This window comes from Flavobacterium hibernum, from assembly GCF_000832125.1.
Taxonomy (GTDB): domain Bacteria; phylum Bacteroidota; class Bacteroidia; order Flavobacteriales; family Flavobacteriaceae; genus Flavobacterium; species Flavobacterium hibernum.
Genome location: NZ_JPRK01000002.1, coordinates 362,030 through 384,727 on the forward strand (window position 1 = coordinate 362,030; position 22,698 = coordinate 384,727).

Consider the following 22,698-nt stretch of genomic DNA (forward strand, 5'->3'; position numbering starts at 1 on the left):
TGTTGTCATTAAATTTCTGTACAAGTATCTTTTCTGTTATCAAGATCTCTTGAGATTTTATAGGATATGTATCCAACGCCAATTATAATGGCTACGAGGATTGTCGTTATATAATTTTCCATTTTTATTTTTCTTCGTTATGAATTACGGCAACTGGTTTTCCAGAAACCTTTTCTTGTAAATGTTGGAAGATGATAAACAGAACCGGGATGATAAACAATCCAAGTACTACTCCTGATATCATACCTCCGGCGGCACCAATACTAATAGAGTGGTTACCTTGTGCTGATGGACCTTTTGCGCTCATCATCGGGATTAATCCCACAACAAATGCTAATGATGTCATGATAATTGGTCTTAGACGTAGTTTTGCAGCATCGATTGACGCTCTTACTAATGCCTGACCTGATTTTCGTTTCTGGACGGCAAACTCGACGATCAAGATGGCGTTCTTGGCGAGTAAACCAATAAGCATTACCAGTGCAACTTGTACATAAATGTTGTTTTCGATTCCAGTTAATCCAATGGCAACAAATACTCCAAAAATACCTGCAGGAATTGATAAGATTACAGCCAATGGCAATATGTAACTTTCATACTGTGCAGCAAGTAAGAAATAGATGAATATCAAACACAGTAAGAAAATCGTTGCTGACTGACCTCCAGAAGAAATCTCTTCACGAGTTTGTCCTGAAAACTCAAAACCATAACCCGCAGGTAATTGTTGTGCTGCAACTTCCTGAATTGCTTTAATGGCATCTCCGGAACTAAATCCTGGTTTAGGAATTGCATTGATCGAAATTGAATTAAACAAATTGTATCTCGAAGCCGTTTCTGAACCATAAATGCGAGTAAGTTTTACTAAAGTATTTATGGGTACCATATCGCCCGTTTTGTTTTTTACAAATACTCTGTCAATTGATGATGGATCAGCTCTATCGTCGATATCGGCTTGAACTACAACTCTGTAATATTTACCAAATCTATTAAAGTCAGAAGCTTGCGCACTACCAAAGTAGGTTTGCATGGTTTGTAAAATGTCTTTTACTTTTACGCCTAATTGATCTGCTTTTTCATCATTAATATCCAATTGCAATTGAGGATAATCGGCTTTGAAGGAAGTAAACGCTACTGCAATTTCCGGACGTTTCATCAACTCTCCGATGAAGTTTTGTGAAATTCCACTAAACTTATCCAGTTTTCCTCCGGTTTTATCCTGAAGTACTAAATCTAAAGCCTCAACGTTACTAAATCCGGGAACGGTTGGGAAACTAAATACGAAGAAACTTCCGCCAGAAATAGCTCCAAGTTTACCACGAACCTGATTCATGATTTCGTCAATATTTTTAACATCTCCACGATCTTCATTTGGTTTAAGCAATACGAAAACAACTGCCGAAGATGGGCTTGTAGAATTCGTCAATAAGTTGAATCCTGAAATCGCTGTTACAAATCGAGATGCATCTAAACCTCTTAATGTATTTTCGGCCTCAGTCATTACTTTTTGAGTTCCGTCTAATGATGTTCCAGAAGGAGTATTTACTGCAATGGCAATAAATCCTTGATCTTCTGTTGGGATAAATCCTGCCGGAGTTGTTTTAACCATTACTATAGTTGCTACAGTAATTAAAGCTAAACCTCCTAAACTTAACCATTTTCTACGGATTAAGAATTTCAAACCTCCAACATAACGGTTGGTAAGGGAATCAAAACTTTTATTGAATCCGTTAAAGAATTTCTCTTTAAATCCTTTTTTCTCATAAGGTGCATCACCGTGTGCTCCGTGATTGTCTTTTAAGAATAAAGCAGCAAGTGCAGGGCTTAAAGTTAAAGCGTTTACTGCCGAAATTACAATTGCAATTGCCATTGTAAAGGCAAACTGACGATAGAAAACTCCTGTTGAGCCTTCCATAAAACCAACCGGCAGGAATACAGCAGCCATTACCAACGTAATCGAGATAATAGCACCCGTTATTTCGTGCATTGCTTCATGAGTTGCTATTTTTGGAGACAAATGTTTGTGCTCCATTTTAGCATGCACGGCTTCGACGACCACAATGGCATCATCGACCACAATACCAATCGCCAGAATTAATGCGAAAAGCGTAAGAAGGTTGATCGAAAATCCGAATAACTGCATGAAGAAGAACGTTCCTAAAATTGCTACAGGTACAGCAATAGCCGGGATTAATGTTGATCTAAAATCCTGAAGGAATATAAATACTACGATGAATACTAATATAAATGCTTCAAGTAAAGTATGCTGAACCTGCTCTATAGATTGATCTAAGGCAACTTTTGTACTATAGAAAATGTTATGTTTTATTCCTTTTGGAAAGTCCTTAGAGGCTTTTTCCATCAATTTGTTAATCGCAACCTGAATATCATTTGAGTTAGAACCTGCTAACTGGATAATACCAATTACAACTCCTTTTTTACCATTTAAACGTGTTAAACTGTTATAAGAGTAAGCACCAAGTTCGACTCTGGCAACATCTTTTAAACGAAGAACCGAACCATCTGCATTAGAACGAATCGCGATATTTTCATATTCTTCTGGTTTGGTTAGTTTTCCTTTATATTTAATTACATATTCGAAAACTTCTTTACTTCTTTCTCCAAATTTACCCGGAGCAGCTTCCAAACTTTTATCCTGAATCGCGCCCATGATTTCGTTTGGAGTCACTTTGTAAGTCGACATTTGTGTTGGATTCAACCAAACACGCATAGAGTAATCTTTTACACCTCCAAAAATACTGGCAGAACCAACTCCTGGAATACGTTTAATCTCCGGAATAATATTAATTTGTGCATAATTGGCAACAAAAGTCTGATCGTATTTTGACTCATCTTCGGTAAACATACCAATGGCCATGATAAAACTGTTTTGTTGTTTCGCAGTGGTTACACCTTGTTGCACAACCTCTGCAGGTAACTGACTTGTTGCCTGCGCAACTCTGTTTTGTACGTTAACCGCAGCCTGATCTGCATTAGTTCCTAATTTAAAGAAAACTGTAATAGCAAGAGATCCGTCATTACTGGCTGTAGAACTCATGTACGTCATGTTCTCAACACCATTTATTGATTCTTCCAGAGAAGGTGCCACAGAACGTAAAACCGTTTCTGCGTTAGCTCCCGGATAAACTGCCGTTACCAAAACCGATGGTGGCGCAATATCAGGAAACTGTTGTAAGGGTAATTTTGTAAGTCCAAGTATACCCAAGATCACCAATAAAATGGAGATAACGGTAGCGAGTACTGGTCTTTGTATAAATATTTTGAACATTTTCGTAAAAATTATTTTTTGTTAATTATTTGGGCAACTTTTGAAGGAGTTGATTTTTCAGGCTGAATTACTTGTCCTTCCTGAAGTTTATCGATACCGCTTAATACAATTTGGTCACCAGATTTTACACCGTCTTTGATTAAGTAGTTTGTACCACTTTTGCCAATAACTGTAATAGGCATTTTAGCAACTTTGTTTTCTTTGTTTACTGTAAAAACAAAAACTTTATCCTGCATTTCTACTGTAGCCGATTGTGGTACTAAAACAGCATCATCATGTTGAAGACCTAAACGAATTTTTCCAGTATTTCCTGAACGTAAAGTTCCGCCAGTATTAGGGAAAGTGGCTCTTAAAGTAATTGCACCAGTTGTTTTATCAAATTGACCGTCTACCATATCGATTTTTCCGGTTTGAGCATAAGCATTGTTATCTGCTAAAATCAAAGTTACCGGAGGTAGTTTTTTTAGTTTATCACCTAAACTGTTTCCAGCATATTGCGCTTTAAAGTTGATGAAATCCGTTTCACCTAAAGAGAAATAAGCATACACTTCATGAACGTCAGATAAGTTTGTTAAAGGTTCAACATCAGTTGCAGATACTAAACTTCCTTGTTTTTTAGGTAATCTTCCAATGTAACCGCTAACAGGAGCAGTTACTGTAGTATATCCTAAATTAATTTTGGCAGATCCTACCATTGCTTTTGCTTGTTCGATGTTTGCAGCGGCAATTTTTTGAGAAGCTTTAGCTGTTTTTAATTGATAATCAGAAACTACTTTGTTTTGTACAAGTGGAGTCAATTTATCAACTTCTAACTGAGCGTTAATTAAAGCAGCTTCGGCAGCATGAAGATTAGCTAAAGCATTGTTTAATTGCTCACGAAAAGGACGTTCGTTTATTTTAAATAAAGTTTGACCTTTGCTTACATATGCACCTTCGTCTACAAAAACTCTTTCAAGGTTTCCGCTTACTTGTGGGCGAATTTCAACATCAACCGTTCCTTGTATCGAAGCAGGATATTCTGCATCAGTAGTAGTATTTTCGCTTGAGATTGCTAAAACAGGTAATAATGGGGGAGCAGGAGCTGCTGGAGCCTGCGACTTATCTGCACAACTGCTTAACACAAGTGCCAGAATAAAACTGGTTATAATTACATTTTTCATTTTCGTATTGGTTTTAATTTGTTGGACATTCTTATTGTTTAAATTTTGTGGTATTCGGATATTCTGGGTATTCATATTTAATTATATTAAATTATCTAACGTTGTTAAGTATAATTGTGCAAAATTCCAATAAAAGTGACTTCCCGATCTATTTAAGAATAGGGATTAAATTATTTATCACTGTTAAGTAACTTCAGAAAAAAAGCCTCTCTATTACTCTATTAAATTTTCTAACACTGTTAAGTAAAGTAGTAAAAAAATAGTTGCTAAATTACTCTATTAAATCATTTATCACTGTTAAGTAAAAATGAAATTTTTTTTATTGTATTGATTTTATAATACCACTAATTGCATCTTTTAAGATTTGAGCATTTATGGTTGCCATTATATCACTTTTATTAATGATATTAATTGCAATTAAGCCATGAATAACAGAAAAGAAAGTAAAGTACTTTTGTTTGATTATATCTTCGGTTGGATTACTGTTTTTCATTATTTCAGCAATTACAGACGTAAACAACTTGTAAGGTGCTTCGGCAGCAGAACATCGTTCAGAACAACACGTCATTTGTACACCAAACATTACCTGATACATTTCGGTATCCGTAAATGCAAAATCCCAATATGCCATCCACATAGCTTCTAATTGATCTTCAGGTTTTTCAAATTTTGATCTTGCTTTTTCAAGCTCTTTACTTAATTTAATAAAGCCTTTACCGGTTAGTTCACTTAAAATAGCCTCTTTATTAGAGAAATATTCATAAATAATAGGAGCCGTGTATTCTATTCTGTCAGCAATTTTACGCATACTTAAACCATTCCAGCCGTCTTCTTTTACGATATCATAAGCAGCGCCAAGAATATTATTTCTTGTCTCTTCTTTTTGTCTTAAAATACGATCTTTACTTGCCATTTTGATTAAGTATTAAATTGTTTAACACCGTTAGGCAAATGTATGGCGGTTTTTCTAATAATGAAATATTTTTGTCATAATATTTTCTTATTGTTGTATAGACAAGTATTAAAAACCGCCGAAAGGCCATAATTATAAGGAATTTTTTAAGTTTAATTTTTTAAGGAGCTGATGGTTTTTTGTATTTCAAAACCATTTTTCCCGCTCTACACTATATCTTTTATGGTGAAACCCACCATAAAAGGATGCCGTTTCGATCGGGGCTAGGCGAGAAAATATCTTTTTTATGAGATTTTGGTTTAATAAAGCGATAAAATTCCAAAGAATAATTCCATATTGTAGAGCTGGATTTTAATCCAATTAAAAATGGAATATCATTGGTTGCGCAAAATTATGCTGGATTAAAATCCAGCCCTATAATATAATTAGAGCCTATAGCTCTTTGTTCATCTTGAAACTAAATTTAAAGCATAATCACAAAATAAACTGAATTCCGAAGGAATAATAAATGTTGTAGGGCTGGACTTTAGTCCAGTTTAATATAAAGTTACATTAGGAAGCCAGATACAGAGTATTAATTTTCTCATTCACACCATTATAATAAGGAGTTTCAATTCCGAATTTAACAGCATTTTCAATCACATAATCCACTAAAAATTGTTTCTCGGTTTGATTGTGGTTTTCAAAATCCAATTGAAGGGATGATTTAGATTCAAACGGAAATTTAGTCAATAAATCTTTAGAAGTTTCAATATCTTCATTCGTCAAAATGATGTTGTTTTTAGCGCCAAGTGACTGAATCTCAATCATCATATTTCCTAAAATTTGCATGAGATTTTGATCTTCAAGAAGTTGACCAAAAGTAACTTTATAAGCAGATGTTATGGCAGCAACGGGAGCAACAAACAAATATTTCTTCCATAAGATTTCGCTGATACTAGCAACATAAGTAATATCTAAACCTCCTTCAACTAATAAAGGGATTAAAGCTTTGTTTTCTTTTCCTCCAATGAAAATTTTTCCAGGCCCGCCAAGATGTTGAACATGTCCTGGTTTCTTTACATTCGAGGCTACATAAATACAACCTTCCATAATCTGACCAACTTCGGGTAAAGTTTCTCTGATTATTTCTTTGGCATTAACTACATTTTGCAACGTTATTATAATCGTTTTTTCGTTTACACAATCTTTGTAAGTTGCTAATATGTTGTTTATTGAATAAGATTTTGAGGTAAGAATCAATACGTCGAGAATTCCAATTTCTGCTGGATTATCTGATACTAAATCGGGAAATATAGTTTCGCTTATACCTTTAGATTCAAATAATAAACCTTCATTTTGAATCACTTTTTTGGTTTCGCCTCTGCATATGAATATAATTTTAGTGCTGCTATCTTTATATTTTTTGGCTAGGGGAGCACCAACAAATCCGCCAATTCCACCAATTCCAAGAATTCCTATTTTTAATGTATCTGAGTTCATATTGTAGTATTTTGGGTTTTAAATCTTGGTACAAAGTAAATAGGTTCAGGATCATTAATTGATGTAAAAATATCGGTTATATTTGTAAAAATTAAGGATTATGAAAGACACGTTTTTTATATACAAAGATTTCGAAATTTATTCGGTCGAAGAACTTACCTGGAAAAAGGAAGTGCATAGACATAATTTTTTCGAACTATTATATATCGAATACGGAACGGGAAATCATATCTTAAACTCAATTCATCATCATTACAAAGAGCATGATATTTATTTGCTTACGCCAAAGGATTATCACTCTTTTAAAACTCTTGAACCTACCAAATTTCACTGCTTAAGGTTTCTGCCTAATTTCTTTTCGAATAAAAAGGAAATTGAAGAAATAGAGAAGTTATTTTACTACCACAATCAAACCAATGGAAATTTGATTTTCCTCGAAGAAGATAAAGATTTTTGTGAAGTTTTAATTTTAAAAATATTGGAAGAAGTTGCGAAACAAAAAGGACAAAACGAAATTATAATCAAAAGTTTGATGATGTCTTTGATTCAAATAATAAGAAGAAACGCAACTACAAACGAAAGTAGTTTAGAATTTCAAACTATAGAGGTTTTAAAGATTGATACTATTTTAAGTTACATTAGGTCAAATATTGCCAATCCGCATTTATTGAAGAAGAAAGAAATAGCCAATCATTTTAACGTTTCTATCCACTACATTGGTGAATATTTTAAAAACCATTTGAACATTACTTTAAGAGATTATATCGAGCAAACAAAACTAAAAGTAGTGAGGGAAAAGTTAAGTAAAAGCAATTTGACTTTTTCAGAAATAAGTAATGATTTGGGTTTTATTGATAGTAGCCACTTTAATAAATTCATCATGCGAAGCACAGGAGTTTCTCCATCAGAGTTTAAAAAATCATTGAGTACTTCTTAGTAGAAATCCAAACCTTTTAGTTGTTTTATGGCTACTAAGAAATACTTTATTGATTATTATTTTATAAAATCCATTTCGACGTGTTCAATTCCGGCATCTAGAAAATAATTATCAGTTTGTCTAAAACCATTTTTGATGTAAAAGCGACTTGCATTAACTTGTGCATATAAGAAAATCTTACTTTCATCTTTTAAATCCTCTAGTATTTTGAGTAAAATAGCTTCACCAATTCGTTTGCCTCTATAAGTATTAAGAACAGCAATTCTTTCAATTTTTGCTCCTTTTTCGGTTTTTCTGTAGCGTGCGGCGCCAGCTGGTAAGCCATTAACAGTTGCTAGGTAATGAACGGCTTCGTTGTCGTCCATAGATTCACGTTCTTGCGATACATTTTGTTCCTCTACAAATACTTGTCTGCGGATAGCAAAAGCTATTTCGATTAGTTTTTCGTCAGTTACTTGGTCAACTTTAATAGAATTTTCTTTTGTTGTTGCAGTAGAATTGTCTTTTATTTCTTTAATAGCAGTCATTCGGTCAAAAAGATTTTTTGATTTTAAATTTTGATTTACTTCGTTTATGGCTTTGAATAAATTATTTTCGGTATCGGTAAGTTCAACTAAAGCTTCGGTCATAATTAACCATAATGGCTGTAATTGAATGATCATTTTGTTGGCTTTGTCTGTTAGTGTTATTAAACGTTTTCTCTCATCTTTAGCATCTTTGGTAGACCCAATCAATTCCTTTTTTTCTAATTCTTTCAGTAATGAAATTGTGGTAGGATGTGAGTATCCAATTTCCTGAGATAGTTCGACAATACTAATAGCTTGTTTTTGAGCAAGCACATAGATAACCGGAAACCATTTGGGCTCAAAATCTATATTTTGACTCTTGTAGAATTGCTGAGCTTCTTTCCTTAGGTTTTCATTCAATCGTTGCAAAAGATTACCTAATACTAATGATTTTGATTTTTCTAATACCATAAAAATAATTTGTAAACAAATTTACGTAGTTAACTACATATAATCAAAAAGAATTAAAATATTTTAAGATATATTTATAATATTTAAGCCAGAGATTCTTGTTTTTAAAGTTCAAAAAATAGATTATAATTCTTTTTACGTTTAAGATTTCGTATGTTTTTCAAAATATTCTATTGCCATTGCAACAATTATTTCTCTAGTTGTAAATCTATATTTTATTCCATTATTTGAAGTGTATAAATCGTCTAGTTTTGGGTGATATTCTTTTCCGTTTTCATTAAATGGTTTTATAACTGTCAGCCAGTAATTACGATCTTGATCTTTAAAAGAAAATAAATGATAATTTGATGCAATAAATATGGTACCATTATCTGTGTCTAGAATAGAGGTGTAAATACTAGCTTGATGTGTGCCCAAAATACTAATATTAGAATTGTAATTTTTCGATAATAATTCATTGATTTTTTGTGTAGTTTGCATCTTAGGAGTTTTTAATTTTTGGCGTGGTTTCGTAAATATAATAATGTGGGTTTTAGCCGTATTGCCTCTAAAAGTTTTTTTTGTAACAGAATAAGGTTAAAAATAATAATCATAAAGCGATAAAGGATGTACAAAAGCATAGTGAATTTGTACCATTTCGACTGGGTTTATTGTGTGTATCTTTGTGATATTAGTTTAAATAAAAAAGATAAAATATATGAAAGCAATAGGATTTATAACCTCATTATCAATAGAGAAGGAAGATAGTTTTATTGAGTTTGAAATTCCAAAACCAATTCCGGGATCACAAGATTTATTAGTTAAAATTGAAGCAGTTTCGGTTAATCCGGTCGATTTTAAAATACGCCAGAACAGTGCAAAAGACACTATTTTAGAAACTCCAAAAATCATTGGTTGGGATGCCGTAGGAATCGTTGAAGCTGTTGGAGATAAAGTAAGTTTATTTAAAGTGGGTGACGAAGTTTTTTATGCGGGAGATCTTACCAAACCAGGAAGTAATGCCGAATATCAAGTTATCGATGAACGAATTGTGGGTAAAAAACCAAAATCGCTTACTGTAGAGCAATCTGCCGTAATGCCATTAACGGGTTTAACAGCTTGGGAGATTTTATTTGACAGGATTCGAATCGATCGTGAAAAAGACAAAAGCAAAACCGTTTTAATAATTGGTGGAGCTGGCGGAGTAGGTTCTGTAGCCATTCAATTGGCCAAAAAAGTTGCGGGATTAACCGTAATCGCTACAGCTTCTCGCCCCGAATCTATAGAATGGTGTAAACAACAAGGTGCAGATTTTGTTGTAAATCATAAGAATTTAGTAGAGGAAGTTCGCAATGCAGGTTTTCAGCAAGTTGATTTTATTTTAGATTTCGTTGATGTAAACCAATATTGGAGTGCATTTGTCGAATTAATTAAACCGCAAGGACATATTGGCTCTATTAGTGATCCAAAGGAAGATGTAAATCTTCGCGAATTAAAAGGTAAAAGCGCTAGTTTTCATTGGGAATTAATGTTTACGCGATCAATGTTTCAAACAAATGATATGATTGAGCAACATTATATTTTAAATAAATTATCTGATTTATTAGAAAACGGTACAATTCAGTCTACCTTAAAAACTACATTGAATGGTTTGACTGTTGAAAATTTCAAAAAAGCGCATCAATTGTTAGAATCAGGAACTACAATTGGTAAAATTGCAATTAAATTCTAGGTACTGTATGAAGTTGAGATGCTTCTTTAGCCTATAATTTTTTAAACAGATTTTAATATTCTATAAGACTTCGATAGTTAGATTTATCTATAAAATAAATCTTATTATGTTGTTTTTTAGACTTTTAAGATCTGTTTTTGTTTTGTCGTGTGGCTACATTTGCACCGTAGATTTTAAAAAGCTATTTTATGAAAATTTTCAATTTGACTTTGTTTTTTATAGTAAGTTTTTTTTGTAGTGCAAAAGAGAATAAAATTGAGGTTGTACCAATAAAGCCAGAAATAGAGCGATTTAATAATCAGCTGGCTGCTGTAAAAGAATTACTGAATAAAGAGGGTAAATACAATGCTAAAATTGCCTTTTTTATTGATATGAGAATTAAATCCGGTAAAAACAGATTCTTTATTTACGACTTGGTTAACGATAAAATTTTAGAAGAAGGACTTGTTGCAAACGGTTCAGGTTCTGAAACTAAAGTTCGAGGAGACTTAAAGTTTAGTAATGAACCCAATTCTAATTCGACTTCTTTAGGACGATATTCTGTAGGTAAATCGTATAGAGGAATGTTTGGTAAATCATACAAATTATCCGGATTAGACGATACAAATAGTAATGCCGAAAAAAGAGCAATTGTATTACACTCTTATTCTGCGGTTCCAGAAGGAGAACAAGATTATTACATTTCTAACAGTCATGGTTGTCCAATGGTTAGTGACGTTTTCTTTAAAAAACTGGAGAAAATAATTGACGGTTCTAAGTCTAAAATAATTATGAATATCTATTATTAAAAAATAGCATTTCCAGTTTTATCATAAAGTCTAAGGACTATAAACAAACATGCCAACTTTAGTTAAAAGTTGGCATGTTTTATAAAACCCAAAAAGTTTTTTTAAGAGTCAATTATTTTACAATAATTTCTTTGTTTAAGTATTGAGTTCCTATCTGGAAAACAAAAAAGTACAATCCTTTAGACCAACCAGATACTTCTACTTGTGTAGGATTTGCAATCGTTTTTACTAAAGCACCCGTAACCGAATAAATTTTTACTGCATCGATTGGGCTTGGAGAATTAATTGTTACCACATGACTTGCTGGATTTGGATAAACGTGAACTGCGCTATCTAAAACAACATCATTTAAACCTAAATTATATTGACAATTTGTGCTAAAAGTTGCTTTAGTATCATATTGCCATGTTCCAACTCGAACACTATTAAGATTATCAACTTGTATACACGTTAAATTAGCATTTCCGGTAGATTTCATTAAATTAAAGAAAAGTGTTTTTCCGTTATTTAAGTTCAAAGATTTAAGTAGATTGGATCTACAATCTATAGAAGTTAGTTTAACGTTTAAACTAATATCTATATTCTCAATCTTGTTATTTTCGCAACCAAGATCATAAAGTAACAGGTTTTTAGACAAGTCTAATGCTGTAAGTAAATTCGATCCGGTTCTTAATGTTTCTAATTTAGTATTTTTAGAAAGATTTAATGCAGTAATCTTATTTATACCACATTCAAGATTTTTTAACTCTAAAAGTGGTGCTGTATTCAATGCAGTTAAATAATTTGCAACGCAATACAAGGATGTTAATTTTAAATTACTACTTAAATCCAATGTCGTCGAATTGTTGTAATTTGTATTTAAACCGGTAAGGTTTATAAAAGATTCAATTCCGGCTAAATTTACGATTGATTTGGAGCTACAATCCATGTAACCCGTAAAAGCTTCTGCTTCGGTTTTGCTTATTTCGGCATCACCATTGGTATTAATGGCAGTATTTGCAACTAAATAAGCTTTGAATTTGGCATCGGGAATTGTAATGTTTTGGGATTGTACTAGTGTAATTGCTAGTAAGAAGAATGTAGATAGAGTAATTTTCATTTTCATAAATATGATTTAGGGATTATTAGTAGTGCAATTTATAAATTTTAACATTACAAAAAAATGTTAATTTAAAAATTTATACAAAAATATCTTACAGTCTTAATTGCCTTAAAAAATTAAACTTCAAGTAGATACTCTTTCATAAATCTTGATACAAAAGGAAGAATCTGGTTTTGTTTTTTCTAAAAAAAAGAATGAACTAATAACAATATTGAAGTGGGAGCGATGCTGAAAAATCGTGTGTAATAGTTAATAATCTTTAAGAAAGAATACTTTGAAGATCATAAAATTCAGTACAAATCGTTAATGTTTTATTTGTAGGAAAAGTTTGTTGATGATGTGTCTTTTTTACTATATTTGTTATTCCTAAACGTACAGAAATAACTATTGTAAAACTTACTCTTCATTATGTGAACAGTATCGGAAACGACTGTAATTGCTATTGAATGCATGAAAAACACAATAAGACAAGAGTTATTATTCTTAAATTAGGATTATGAATACAAACAATCTTTCTAAAGAAGCCGAAACTAGGCTTATTAATTTTTTCAACAACGCAATCGATCCACAAGAAATGGCGAAATCTATCAGGCAAGTAAATTATGTTCTTGCTTTAGGAGCTTTGAGACAACATGAAACAATCCAAAACGAAATTACCAATTTGCAAAACAGCTTTTATTGGCTGAATGAATTGGCAGAAGTTTTAAACCCTTATTTGGATTTGGATTAAGATTTTTGAAGTATTATATTTTATAAAAGAAAACCTCGACTTTCTAAAAGTCGAGGTTTTTTTGTTATAGATTTTTTGCCATTCTTTGTGATCACGAGTTGGACGCTCGCGCTAGCAGGGGATTTAATAAAGGAAAACTCCGTAAATTTTTGCGAGTTTACGGAGTAGATGTATATTATTTGTTTTAGATTGTGAAGGTTAATGATTTACAAAAACTTTTGCATTGCTTATTTTACCATCTGAAAGTGTAACCTTAATAAAATAGATTCCTGCAGATAATTTACTCACATCGAATTTTACTTCATTTTTTAAGTCTTCATTTAATTCTGTATAGATTTTTTTTCCTGAGAAATCCCATAACTCAAATTTAGTAATTTCAGAATGATCAAGAGATTTAATGTTAACTAATTTATTTGCTGGATTTGGATAAACAGTTATTCGTTTTAAATTATTGTTTTCGAGATTGATATGATCAGAAATCCCTAACGAAGAACTATTTATTTTAGTAATATAAAGTTCATTTCCACTGAGATCATTCCTGCCTTGAAAATATAAATTATTAGAAGTTGCTCCTAATTCATATATAGAATTATTTTCTTCAAAATTTGGGCCATTTAAAACATTTATATTTAGATCAAGTGGTTTACTTAGATTATCATTAATCAGCCATATTTTACGAGCGAATAATTCAGCTAGATACAATATATTATCGTTATAACAGGTAAGATCTTTAATTGATACAAGATCTTTTGAATCCTGTCCGACAATTTTTTCGGTTGTTTTACCATTCGTTCTCCATAATTCTTTATTAGAACCAAAGTAATCTTGAATAGCGAAATATACGTAACTGCCGCATGTTAAAATATTCTTGATGCTTAAGTTTTGTAGTGTTGGGTGAGTTGCTCCATCAAATAATAAAATTGTACCTGCAATAGTTCCGTCAGTTTTATAAAGAGCTTTATTAAAACTCTCAGGACTGGTAGCTACAAAATATAATTCATTATTAAAAGTTGCATTATATCGAATATCACTACTTACACTAAAAGTTTTTAAATGATGGGTCCCTACTTTAGTTCCATCTGATATCCATACAGCATCTGGAGCATTATTCCCTGTTGACGCAAAAATAATTAATTTATTATTTACAGCTCTTAAAGTTCTGACGTCGTTCAAGTCTATTATTTTAATTGTTCCAGACGCGGTTCCATTTGTACTCCATATACCAGTACCAATAAGGTCATTAGCAATAAAATAAATTGTATTATTCAGTAAAGTAAATTCTCTCGGAGAACCACCATCAAAAGCAATTCCAGTCGTTGGTTTTATATCTTTTATCATATAAGTTCCAGATTCTGTTCCATCACTTCTCCATAATTCAAAACCATTTACTCCATCATTAGCAGAAAAATATAAAATATCATTGATTACAGTAAATGACTGTGTTTCATTGTAATTTCGCAAGCTGCTTGAGCCACCAGGATTTATGTCTTTTACCATAACAGTACCTTTTTCGGTCCCATCACTTTTCCATAATTCGTAACCATGAGTAGCATCAATTGCACTAAAAAATAAAGTACCATTTATAACTTTCATATCGGAGAGATTATCAATAGCATCGTATCCTGGATTTATATCTTTAACTAATTGAGTTCCAGAAATAGTTCCGTTGCTTTTAAATAATTGGTTTCCAAATTCTTTTCCTCTTGCTTTAAAAAAAACATCTCCATTTACTTCTGTAAATTTAGAAGGACTACTACTATTTGAATAATTAAGATCTACAAAAAAAGAAGTTCCTGCCACCGTTCCATTGGTTTTCCATATTTCATTTCCATTTGTTTCATTTTCACCTGAAAAAAAGGTAATATTATTAATAGTAACGAAGCTAGGTACAAATCCTGAGTTATTGCTGGACTTAACATCGGCTAATTCGATTGTACCATTCAATGTTCCGTCACTAGACCAGAGTTTCTTTTCTTTATAATTTGTGGAGGTTGCATAAAATAGAAGTTTATTATTTACTCTATCAACATAAAATTGTTCTACAGATGATGATGAGTCACCATTATTAATATCCTTTAATAAAATTGTACCATTTGATGTTCCATCAGTTTTCCATACTTCAAAACCATGAACGTCATCGTTTGCAACAAAGTAGATCTCATTGTTAAATTCAATGAATTTACTATCATATAGTAGGCTGTTACTACTTGTTTTATTGATATTACGAATCATTGAAGTTCCAGATTCTGTTCCATCACTTTTCCACATTTCAGAACCATTAATTCCATCATTAGCTTCAAAAATTATGAGATTATTTGCTACTCCTCCTTTTAAAGAATATGAACTCGAATTGATACCTGCTCTTATATCTTTTACTAAAGTGCTCCCAGATTCTGTCCCATCACTTTTCCATAATTCAAAACCTTCTTTTCCACTATTTGCAAAAAAATAAAAATGATCATTCAAAACTAAGAACTGATTGAAAAACTGAAACGAAGATTCTTTAGGATTAATTTTATTCATCATTTTAGTTCCAGCTTCTGTTCCATCACTTTTCCATAGTTGAAGTCCATTTATACCATCGTCTGCTACAAAATATAGATTATTTTTAAAAATAAATAGACCACTTGGATTACTACTTCCATTGGGATTTATATCTTTTATCATGTAAGTTCCCGACTCAGCCCCATTACTTGTCCATAGTTCAACTCCATTGATGTCATTGGTAGCAGTAAAATATAACTTCCCATTTAAATTTAATAAATTTGACGGGCCATCATAATAGTCATCATTATTATTGTTAAGTCTGATATCTTTAATCATTTTAGTTCCAGCTTCTGTTCCATCACTTTTCCATAGCTCAGCTCCGTTTTTTCCGTCAGAAGCGGTGAAGTATAAAGTGTTATAGATATAAACTAACGAACGTGGGTTTGAAGAGTTTTGTCCGGATTTAATATCCTTAACCATTTTGGTTCCTTGTTTTGTACCATCAGAATACCATAATTCTTCTCCAAATTTTTTAAGGAAACCATCAGTAGCTGTAAAATAAAATCCAGATTTGGCAGCTGTGAAGTTGTGGGGATTGCTATTTTCATGAAAATTTAATTCTACTAAATTTGCATCTATCGTTTGGGCAGTGTTGAAATTAAAAATAGCGATAATAAGAATAAGAGTAAAGTTATATTTCATTTAGTATTTTTTAATATATTAAGTGTTGTGTTGTTTTAAGGATTAAGTTTTTTTGATAAATGAATATAGGAATTAAGAAGATAATTTTACTAAAACCTTATTTCATTAACTAGACGAACAGTTTCTATAATATCATAATTCTTTCTTCAAACTTTCTTTCGTTAGTGGATTGTTGGTGCTTAATTGTAATATTAAATAAAGCAGCATATAATGTTACTTTGTGGAACATTAATTACTTAATGATTATTAGTTTTTTATGCATGGCAAATATATTTTATTTTGTAATACAATTATTATTTAAATTATTATTTAATAGTTTGAATTGAAATATGATCTCTATTAGAAAAAAAATGAAGAGGTTTAATTGAAGTAATTTAAATTAAAATTTTTTATGCAACATTTACATGGTTGTAAAAAACTTTACAGTTTAGAAATTTACCGAAAGATTGGGCACCTTAAACAAAACTTTGATTTTTAGTGGTCTCGTAGCAAGATAAAAAAACAAAAAAAAGGACGATACTATAAAAGCATCGTCCTTTAAACTAAATTGTAATCTACATTCTAAAATTAAATTTTAAAATGCCGCATTAAGCGTACAGTTTTTGGTAATCACTAAAATGAAGACTAAACGCAGGTTATTCGTTTATTGTATCGCCTTCTTTAGTTTCTTCGCTGGCAATTTTTACCAATTTATCTTTTGGGTTCAAGTCGCCAAATATTTCAATTTTATCATCGATTTCTCTACCTTTTTTCACGTCGACTCTTGTTGCTTTATGATTAACAACTTTTATCACAAATATTCCTTCGGCTGCATTTACCACCGCCGATTTTGGAACCACAAATGTGCTGTCTTTCGCGTTAAGCGGCAATAAAACTTCGGCTACCATTCCAGGTAATAAATTTCCTTTAGTATTGTGAACATCCATTTCTACACGCTCAGAACGTAGTTTTAAATCTAAAGCACCAGACATTCTAGTTATGGTTGCTTTAAAAGTTTCGGGTAGCGATTTTACATTAAAACTCATTTCGTCTCCAATATGCAAATATCCTGTATACAATTCTGGTACAGAAACCGCCAAACGCAATTTACTTTGCTCCTGAATTGTTAATAAAGGCAAATCTGACCCTTTTCCTGTCGGACCAACAAATGTTCCTAAGTTTACGTTTCTTGCTGCAACAACACCATCAAAAGGAGCGCGAATTTCTAGATAACCTCTCATAATCGACACTTCTTTGTGGGCTGCAACTGCGGCTTGATATTGTGCGTAATCTGAGTTTTTCTTTCCGTTGGCCATTTCTAAATCATTTTTAGAAATAGTTCCTTCAACTTTACTCGTTTCGTACAAACGGTTGTAAGTACTTTTGCTGGTTGCATAAATCGCTTCCATCGATTTTAGTCTAGATTCGGCAGCAGCCAATTGAGAGCTGATTTCCGGTGCTTCAAGAACAATTAAAAGTTGTCCTTTTTTTACTTTAGAACCAATATCTACTTTTAGCAGTTTTACAAAACTACTTACTTTAGCATATAAATCTACTTGTTGAAAACCAGTTAATTCGGCAGGCAAACGCAACTCTGTAGTTAGTTTTTCTTTTTCTAAAGAAATGGTTTCTACTTTAGGTTCAATTTCTACAGTTGGAGTTTCTTCTTTTTTAGAATTACAACTTGTTAGAAAAAAGACTGCTACAAAAAATAATGCGGTCGATTGTATAATTTTATTTTTCATTTTTCAATTTTAATGATGAGATATAATGGATACTTTCTTCGTCTTCAGGATCTAAAGAAACAGATTGAGTTGTTGTTTTTTCTTGCGCCCACGCAAAAATTAATGGCAAAATTAATAAAACGGCAAAGGTCGAAAATAATAATCCGCCAATAACGGCTCTTCCTAAAGGAGAAACCTGATCGCCACCTTCGCCATGACCAATTGCCATTGGTAACATTCCCGCAATCATGGCAACAGATGTCATAATAATTGGACGAAGACGTAACGCCGCAGCTTCACGTGCAGATTCTAATGCGTTTCCGTTTCGTTTTCGAAGCTGTTCTGCATTTGTAACTAATAAAACGGCATTTGCGATAGAAACTCCAACCGACATAATGATTCCCATGTACGATTGTAAATTAAGCGTAGAACCTGTAATAGTTAGCATTAATAATGAACCTAAAACTACGGCAGGAACTGTGGTTAAAATTACCAAAGAAACTTTGAACGACTGGAAATTAGCGGCTAACATTAAGAAGATTACAAAAATGGCAACCAATAAACCAACTTGCAAACTGCTTAATGTTTCTACCAATACTTTACTCATACCAATTGGCGTGATGAACAATCCGCGGGGTAATTCTCCCAAAGATTTTATTGTTGCATCAACATCTTTTACTGCCGTCCCCAAATCGGTTTGGTTGATGTTTGCCGTAACGGTAATGTATGGCATAGCCCCTAAATTGTCGTTTTCACCACTTACAAATCCGGGTGTAATTTTGGCAACGTCACTTAAAACAGGACGAAGCGAATTTTTTAATACCGGAATTTCTCCAATATCGGTTTTACTTTTCATTTGGTTTAAAGGAACCTGAACCTGAACATTGTATGATAATCCTGCTCTTTCGTCGACCCACATATTCTTTTCGGTATATCGAGATGATGAAGTCGAAGCCACAAGCGATCTTGAAATGTCATTCATATCAACACCCAATTCGGCGGCGCGAGTTCTGTCAATATCAATATTCATAGCAGGATAATGAATAGGCTGACCAATTTGAACGTCTCTGAAATAAGAAATTTTATTTAGTTTTTCTACAATTTGATTGGCATACAATTCATTTCGTTTTTTGTCTTTTCCTGCAATACGAACTTCGATTGGAGTAGGAGAACCTTGACTCAATACTTTGTCTGTAAGCTCGATCGGTTCAAAAGAAAGTTTTACATCTGGAAGTACTTTTTTGATTCGGGCTCTAAAGTCGTCCTTAAAATTATCCATATCGACATGATATTCTTTTAAACTCACCTGAAATACTGCTTCATGCGAACCTGCCATGAACAAATAAATGGGGTTAATTGAGAATAAAGATGGGTGTTGACCTACATAAACAGAGGAGATTCCGATGTGTTCTTTGCCCACCATTTTTTGCAATTCTTTTAAAACAATGATGGCTTTTTCTTCGGTACGCTCTAAACGAGTTCCATCTGGAGCACGCATTCTTAACTGAAATTGACTTGAATTTACTTTTGGAAAAACGTCTTTTCCGATGAAATTAAGAAAGACAACAGCTATAAGTGTAATCCCAATTAAATAGATTATTGTAACCGCTTTTTTATGTGGGAATAAACGATTTAGAGTTTTCATAAAACGGATTTTGAAACGCTCAAAAGCACTAATTTTTCCGTTATTGTCAGTATCTTCTCTTTCTACATATCCTTTTTTCTGAGTGATTAAATCTCTTTCAGATTCGGGAGTAATTCCGCTATCAATAAATTCAGCTTCATCATCAGTAATACCAGGTTCATGTTCGTGTTTTTCGTGTCCTTTCATCAACCAGTTTGCCATTACGGGCACAAAAGTTTGAGAAAGCAAGAATGAAATAACCATCGAGAATCCAATTGCTAAAGCCAAAGGCAAGAACAACGCTCCCGGAATACCAACCATTGTAAATGCTGGCGCAAAAACCGCTAAAATACAAAGTAAGATCAATAATTTTGGCAAAGCAATTTCCTGACAAGCATCCCAAATGGCGAGTGCCTTGGGTTTGCCCATGTCGAGATGCTGGTGAATATTTTCGATCGTTACCGTACTTTCATCCACCAAAATTCCAATTGCAAGAGCCAATCCTGATAAAGACATTAAGTTGATCGTTTGTCCGAACAATTTCAAGAATAAAACTCCCGATATAATCGAAATTGGAATGGTTAGGATTACGATTAAAGCTGCACGTTTATCGCCTAAGAATAATAAAACCATTAATCCGGTTAAAACTGCTCCAATAATTCCTTCGGTAATTAAACTTTTTACGGAATTAATTACATAAACTGATTGGTCAAATTCATACGATAATTTTACATCTTCGGGCAACGTACTTTGAATCTTTGGTAGCTCAGCTTTTAATTTCTGAACTACATCCCAAGTCGATGCGTCTCCCGCTTTTGCAATACTAATGTAAACCGAACGTTTTCCGTTTACTAAAGCATAACCTTGTGTAATATCGGCACCATCTTTTACGGTGGCAACATCTCCTAATTTTAAGTTTTGAACGCTTCCTTTGAATAATGGAATATTCTCAAAATCTTTAACTTCTTTAATTGTATTGTTGGTTGGTGTAATATAGTTTTTATCGCCAATTCTAACGTTTCCGGATGGAGCCGTTTGGTTGTTTATACGAATAGCTTCAACGATTTGATCTGGCGTCATATTATGCGAACGCAATAAATCCGGATCTACATTAACCTCGATTGTTCTTGGGCTTCCGCCAAATGGTGCCGGAGATAATAAGCCTGGAATCGAAGTAAATGAAGCACGAACATAAACGTTGGCTAAATCTTGCAATTCGTTATTAGACCTAATTTTACTGCTCAAAACCAATTGTCCAATTGGGAGAGAAGAAGCATCAAAACGAATGATAAACGGTGGTTGTGTTCCAGGAGGAAATGCCGCCTGAATTCTGTTCGAAAGTGAACTCAACTCCGCAGCAGCCTGAGCCATATTGGTATTTTCGTAATAGGTTAATTTCATAATCATTAACCCCTGAATATTCTTGGTTTCAACAGATTTTACACCATTTGCAAAAGGTAAAATGTTGACATAAGTTTTAGCAAAGTAAGCCTCCATTTGGTCTGGTGTATAACCTCCAAAGGGATGTGCAATATAAATTACCGGCAAGTTCATTTTAGGTAGAATATCTACCTTAATGTCCTGTATGGCGCCTATTCCGAAGAAAAATAAACCCGCAACCAATACCAGTATCGAAATGGGTTTGCGGAGTGCAAATCGTATTAAATTCATTAGGATCTATAATTAAAATTCATTTATAAATAAGTCAAAATTGCCTGTGGCCGCCACTTTTAATAAAAACGATTGCCAAACATTATTGTTGACGATATCACGATCGATTTCGGCGCGATTTAGTGTGTATAATGTTTGTGTGATATCTGTTAAATCAGTTAATCCGTTTTTGTACAAAGTCGATTTTTGCAAGTAGGCTCTTTGTGCAGCATTGACTTGAATTGGCGCTTCGGCAAAATTTTCAAGTGTAATTTGTATTTTGTCGTCGGCTAATTTTAGTTGCGATTTCAACTCTCGGTCTGCCTGATTGTATTCTTCCTGTAAACCTTGCGAAACATACTTTTGAGCACTTACTTGTTTACTCATTCTAAACGGAGTTGTCAAATTCCAACTAATTCCAATTCCCACTAAATAGTTGGTACGATCCGGATTTATGCCATCCCAATAATTTCTATTGAATGAAGTTTGATCTGTTATATAATCGCTATTAAATCCTGAAGCACGCGTTTGTAAAACTCCAAATGCGCTCATGGTTGGATAATAAAAACGTTTGTATAATTTTGTTTGCTGATCGCTGTAATCTATCTTAGTTTTATAATATTGAAGCAACGGATGTAAACTGTCTGAAGTTGCAGTTCCTCTTAAAACCTCTTTCGGAATCTCGTTTACAAATAATGTATCTGTAACAAAATCCTGAGGTGCAACACCCATTAAATCGACCAGTTTATTGTTTTGTTCTTTAACGAAATTTTTAGCCAGATTTAGAGAGATTTTAGCTTTAGAGACTTCGGCGGTTGCCAATGTAGAATCTACTCCGGCCAATAATCCGTTTTTAACACGTGCAACGGCTGTTCTCTTAAAAACTTCGGCACGACTTAAATTCTTTTGTTGCGAAATCAATAATCTTTGGCTAGCCAATAAATTAAGATAGGCAGCAGAGATTTTAATTTCTTGTTGAAATTTTTCTTGCTTTAAATCATTTTCTTTGGCCTGAACATCAATTTTAGACAAATTGATTTTTTCCTGAATTTTTCCAAATGTGAAAAAATCCCAGTTCATATTAACCAAATACAAAGCTCCAAAAGCTGAGTTCCAGTTTTGATCTGGTAAAGCTGGTCCAGACGAAGCAGTTCCTAAACCATTAAATCCGTACAAAGCACCATTTTGCCCATTAATGGTTCCATAATCTTGTTGTGCAGACAGGTTAAGATTAGGCAAATAATCACGCTTTGATTGTTTAAGTGTCTCGCGTGACGCGTTGGTGTAATTGGTTTTTGCTTTTATAGAACCATAATTTTCAAGACCTGTTTTTATGGCTTCTTTTAAAGACAAGGTTTGTGAATGACTTACGGTTGCAAAAATCAATAAGAATAATAAAGTAATTTTTTTGAAATACATAAAACTCAAAGTGTGAAATTATGTAAC

Annotated in this window: 15 protein-coding genes; 4 read left to right on the plus strand and 11 right to left on the minus strand. The window is 32.9% G+C overall.

The features are described 5' to 3' along the window. Positions 1-124: 124 nt before the first annotated feature. The 4 genes from IW18_RS01595 to IW18_RS01610 form a co-directional block, all read right to left on the minus strand. Complete coding sequence (locus tag IW18_RS01595) at positions 125-3,286, minus strand: efflux RND transporter permease subunit (RefSeq protein WP_041515808.1); 3,162 nt, start codon at positions 3,284-3,286, stop codon at positions 125-127. A gap of 11 nt (positions 3,287-3,297) precedes the next feature. Beyond that, complete coding sequence (locus tag IW18_RS01600; protein ID WP_041515809.1) at positions 3,298-4,521, minus strand: efflux RND transporter periplasmic adaptor subunit; 1,224 nt, start codon at positions 4,519-4,521, stop codon at positions 3,298-3,300. 244 nt (positions 4,522-4,765) lie between these two features. Next, the gene (locus tag IW18_RS01605) at positions 4,766-5,359 is read right to left on the minus strand and encodes a TetR/AcrR family transcriptional regulator (protein ID WP_041515810.1); all 594 of its coding nucleotides are present in this window, start codon (positions 5,357-5,359) and stop codon (positions 4,766-4,768) included. A 552-nt stretch (positions 5,360-5,911) separates the two neighbouring features. Continuing rightward, complete coding sequence (locus IW18_RS01610; protein ID WP_041515811.1) at positions 5,912-6,841, minus strand: ketopantoate reductase family protein; 930 nt, start codon at positions 6,839-6,841, stop codon at positions 5,912-5,914. A gap of 100 nt (positions 6,842-6,941) precedes the next feature. On the opposite strand from IW18_RS01610, the gene IW18_RS01615 reads away from it, so the two are divergent. Then, on the plus strand, positions 6,942-7,778 hold the full coding sequence (locus IW18_RS01615; protein ID WP_041515812.1) for a helix-turn-helix domain-containing protein: 837 nt from the start codon (positions 6,942-6,944) through the stop codon (positions 7,776-7,778). Between the two features lie 56 nt (positions 7,779-7,834). On the opposite strand, the gene IW18_RS22865 is transcribed toward IW18_RS01615, so the two are convergent. Both IW18_RS22865 and IW18_RS01625 read right to left on the minus strand, forming a co-directional pair. Further along, positions 7,835-8,755: a bifunctional helix-turn-helix transcriptional regulator/GNAT family N-acetyltransferase gene (locus IW18_RS22865; protein WP_084607895.1), complete on the minus strand. Its 921-nt coding sequence runs from the start codon at positions 8,753-8,755 to the stop codon at positions 7,835-7,837. 141 nt (positions 8,756-8,896) lie between these two features. Then, the gene (locus tag IW18_RS01625) at positions 8,897-9,235 is read right to left on the minus strand and encodes a hypothetical protein (RefSeq protein WP_041515813.1); all 339 of its coding nucleotides are present in this window, start codon (positions 9,233-9,235) and stop codon (positions 8,897-8,899) included. Between the two features lie 217 nt (positions 9,236-9,452). Between IW18_RS01625 and IW18_RS01630 the strand changes: the two genes are divergently transcribed. Together IW18_RS01630 and IW18_RS01635 are read left to right on the plus strand one after the other, a co-directional pair. Next, positions 9,453-10,466: a zinc-binding alcohol dehydrogenase family protein gene (locus IW18_RS01630; RefSeq protein ID WP_041515814.1), complete on the plus strand. Its 1,014-nt coding sequence runs from the start codon at positions 9,453-9,455 to the stop codon at positions 10,464-10,466. Positions 10,467-10,654: 188 nt separating this feature from the next. Next, positions 10,655-11,254, plus strand: a complete 600-nt coding sequence (locus IW18_RS01635; RefSeq protein WP_041515815.1) for a murein L,D-transpeptidase catalytic domain-containing protein — start codon at positions 10,655-10,657, stop codon at positions 11,252-11,254. Between the two features lie 112 nt (positions 11,255-11,366). On the opposite strand, the gene IW18_RS01640 is transcribed toward IW18_RS01635, so the two are convergent. Then, positions 11,367-12,359: a T9SS type A sorting domain-containing protein gene (locus IW18_RS01640; RefSeq protein WP_041515816.1), complete on the minus strand. Its 993-nt coding sequence runs from the start codon at positions 12,357-12,359 to the stop codon at positions 11,367-11,369. A 493-nt stretch (positions 12,360-12,852) separates the two neighbouring features. On the opposite strand from IW18_RS01640, the gene IW18_RS01645 reads away from it, so the two are divergent. Then, a complete protein-coding gene (locus IW18_RS01645) occupies positions 12,853-13,086 on the plus strand; it encodes a hypothetical protein (protein WP_041515817.1) in 234 nt (77 codons plus the stop codon). A gap of 198 nt (positions 13,087-13,284) precedes the next feature. Here IW18_RS01645 and IW18_RS22575 read toward each other — a convergent pair whose 3' ends face one another. The 4 genes from IW18_RS22575 to IW18_RS01665 all read right to left on the minus strand — a co-directional run bounded on the left by IW18_RS22575 (position 13,285) and on the right by IW18_RS01665 (position 22,671). Further along, positions 13,285-16,275 (minus strand): ELWxxDGT repeat protein, encoded by a 2,991-nt coding sequence (locus tag IW18_RS22575; RefSeq protein WP_052480044.1) that lies wholly within the window; start codon positions 16,273-16,275, stop codon positions 13,285-13,287. Between the two features lie 635 nt (positions 16,276-16,910). Further along, entirely contained in the window at positions 16,911-17,999 is a 1,089-nt protein-coding gene (locus IW18_RS01655) for an efflux RND transporter periplasmic adaptor subunit (protein WP_041515818.1), read from the minus strand. Then, on the minus strand, positions 17,989-21,273 hold the full coding sequence (locus tag IW18_RS01660; RefSeq protein ID WP_041515819.1) for an efflux RND transporter permease subunit: 3,285 nt from the start codon (positions 21,271-21,273) through the stop codon (positions 17,989-17,991). The genes IW18_RS01655 and IW18_RS01660 overlap by 11 nt, the downstream gene beginning before the upstream one ends. A gap of 12 nt (positions 21,274-21,285) precedes the next feature. Then, positions 21,286-22,671 carry a TolC family protein gene (locus tag IW18_RS01665; protein ID WP_041515820.1) on the minus strand — a complete coding sequence of 462 codons (1,386 nt, stop codon included), beginning with the start codon at positions 22,669-22,671 and terminating at the stop codon, positions 21,286-21,288. Positions 22,672-22,698 lie beyond the last annotated feature (27 nt).

What these genes read in the sequence shown, in the direction of transcription:
- IW18_RS01630 (WP_041515814.1), top strand. Translation starts at nt 9,453, where the DNA reads ATGAAAGCAATAGGATTTATAACCTCATTATCAATAGAGAAGGAAGAT.
- IW18_RS01660 (WP_041515819.1), bottom strand. Translation starts at nt 21,273, where the DNA reads ATGAATTTAATACGATTTGCACTCCGCAAACCCATTTCGATACTGGTA.
- IW18_RS01655 (WP_041515818.1), bottom strand. Translation starts at nt 17,999, where the DNA reads ATGAAAAATAAAATTATACAATCGACCGCATTATTTTTTGTAGCAGTC.
- IW18_RS01600 (WP_041515809.1), bottom strand. Translation starts at nt 4,521, where the DNA reads ATGAATACCCAGAATATCCGAATACCACAAAATTTAAACAATAAGAAT.
- IW18_RS01665 (WP_041515820.1), bottom strand. Translation starts at nt 22,671, where the DNA reads ATGTATTTCAAAAAAATTACTTTATTATTCTTATTGATTTTTGCAACC.
- IW18_RS01640 (WP_041515816.1), bottom strand. Translation starts at nt 12,359, where the DNA reads ATGAAAATGAAAATTACTCTATCTACATTCTTCTTACTAGCAATTACA.
- IW18_RS22865 (WP_084607895.1), bottom strand. Translation starts at nt 8,755, where the DNA reads ATGGTATTAGAAAAATCAAAATCATTAGTATTAGGTAATCTTTTGCAA.
- IW18_RS01610 (WP_041515811.1), bottom strand. Translation starts at nt 6,841, where the DNA reads ATGAACTCAGATACATTAAAAATAGGAATTCTTGGAATTGGTGGAATT.
- IW18_RS01605 (WP_041515810.1), bottom strand. Translation starts at nt 5,359, where the DNA reads ATGGCAAGTAAAGATCGTATTTTAAGACAAAAAGAAGAGACAAGAAAT.
- IW18_RS22575 (WP_052480044.1), bottom strand. Translation starts at nt 16,275, where the DNA reads ATGAAATATAACTTTACTCTTATTCTTATTATCGCTATTTTTAATTTC.
- IW18_RS01635 (WP_041515815.1), top strand. Translation starts at nt 10,655, where the DNA reads ATGAAAATTTTCAATTTGACTTTGTTTTTTATAGTAAGTTTTTTTTGT.
- IW18_RS01625 (WP_041515813.1), bottom strand. Translation starts at nt 9,235, where the DNA reads ATGCAAACTACACAAAAAATCAATGAATTATTATCGAAAAATTACAAT.
- IW18_RS01595 (WP_041515808.1), bottom strand. Translation starts at nt 3,286, where the DNA reads ATGTTCAAAATATTTATACAAAGACCAGTACTCGCTACCGTTATCTCC.
- IW18_RS01645 (WP_041515817.1), top strand. Translation starts at nt 12,853, where the DNA reads ATGAATACAAACAATCTTTCTAAAGAAGCCGAAACTAGGCTTATTAAT.
- IW18_RS01615 (WP_041515812.1), top strand. Translation starts at nt 6,942, where the DNA reads ATGAAAGACACGTTTTTTATATACAAAGATTTCGAAATTTATTCGGTC.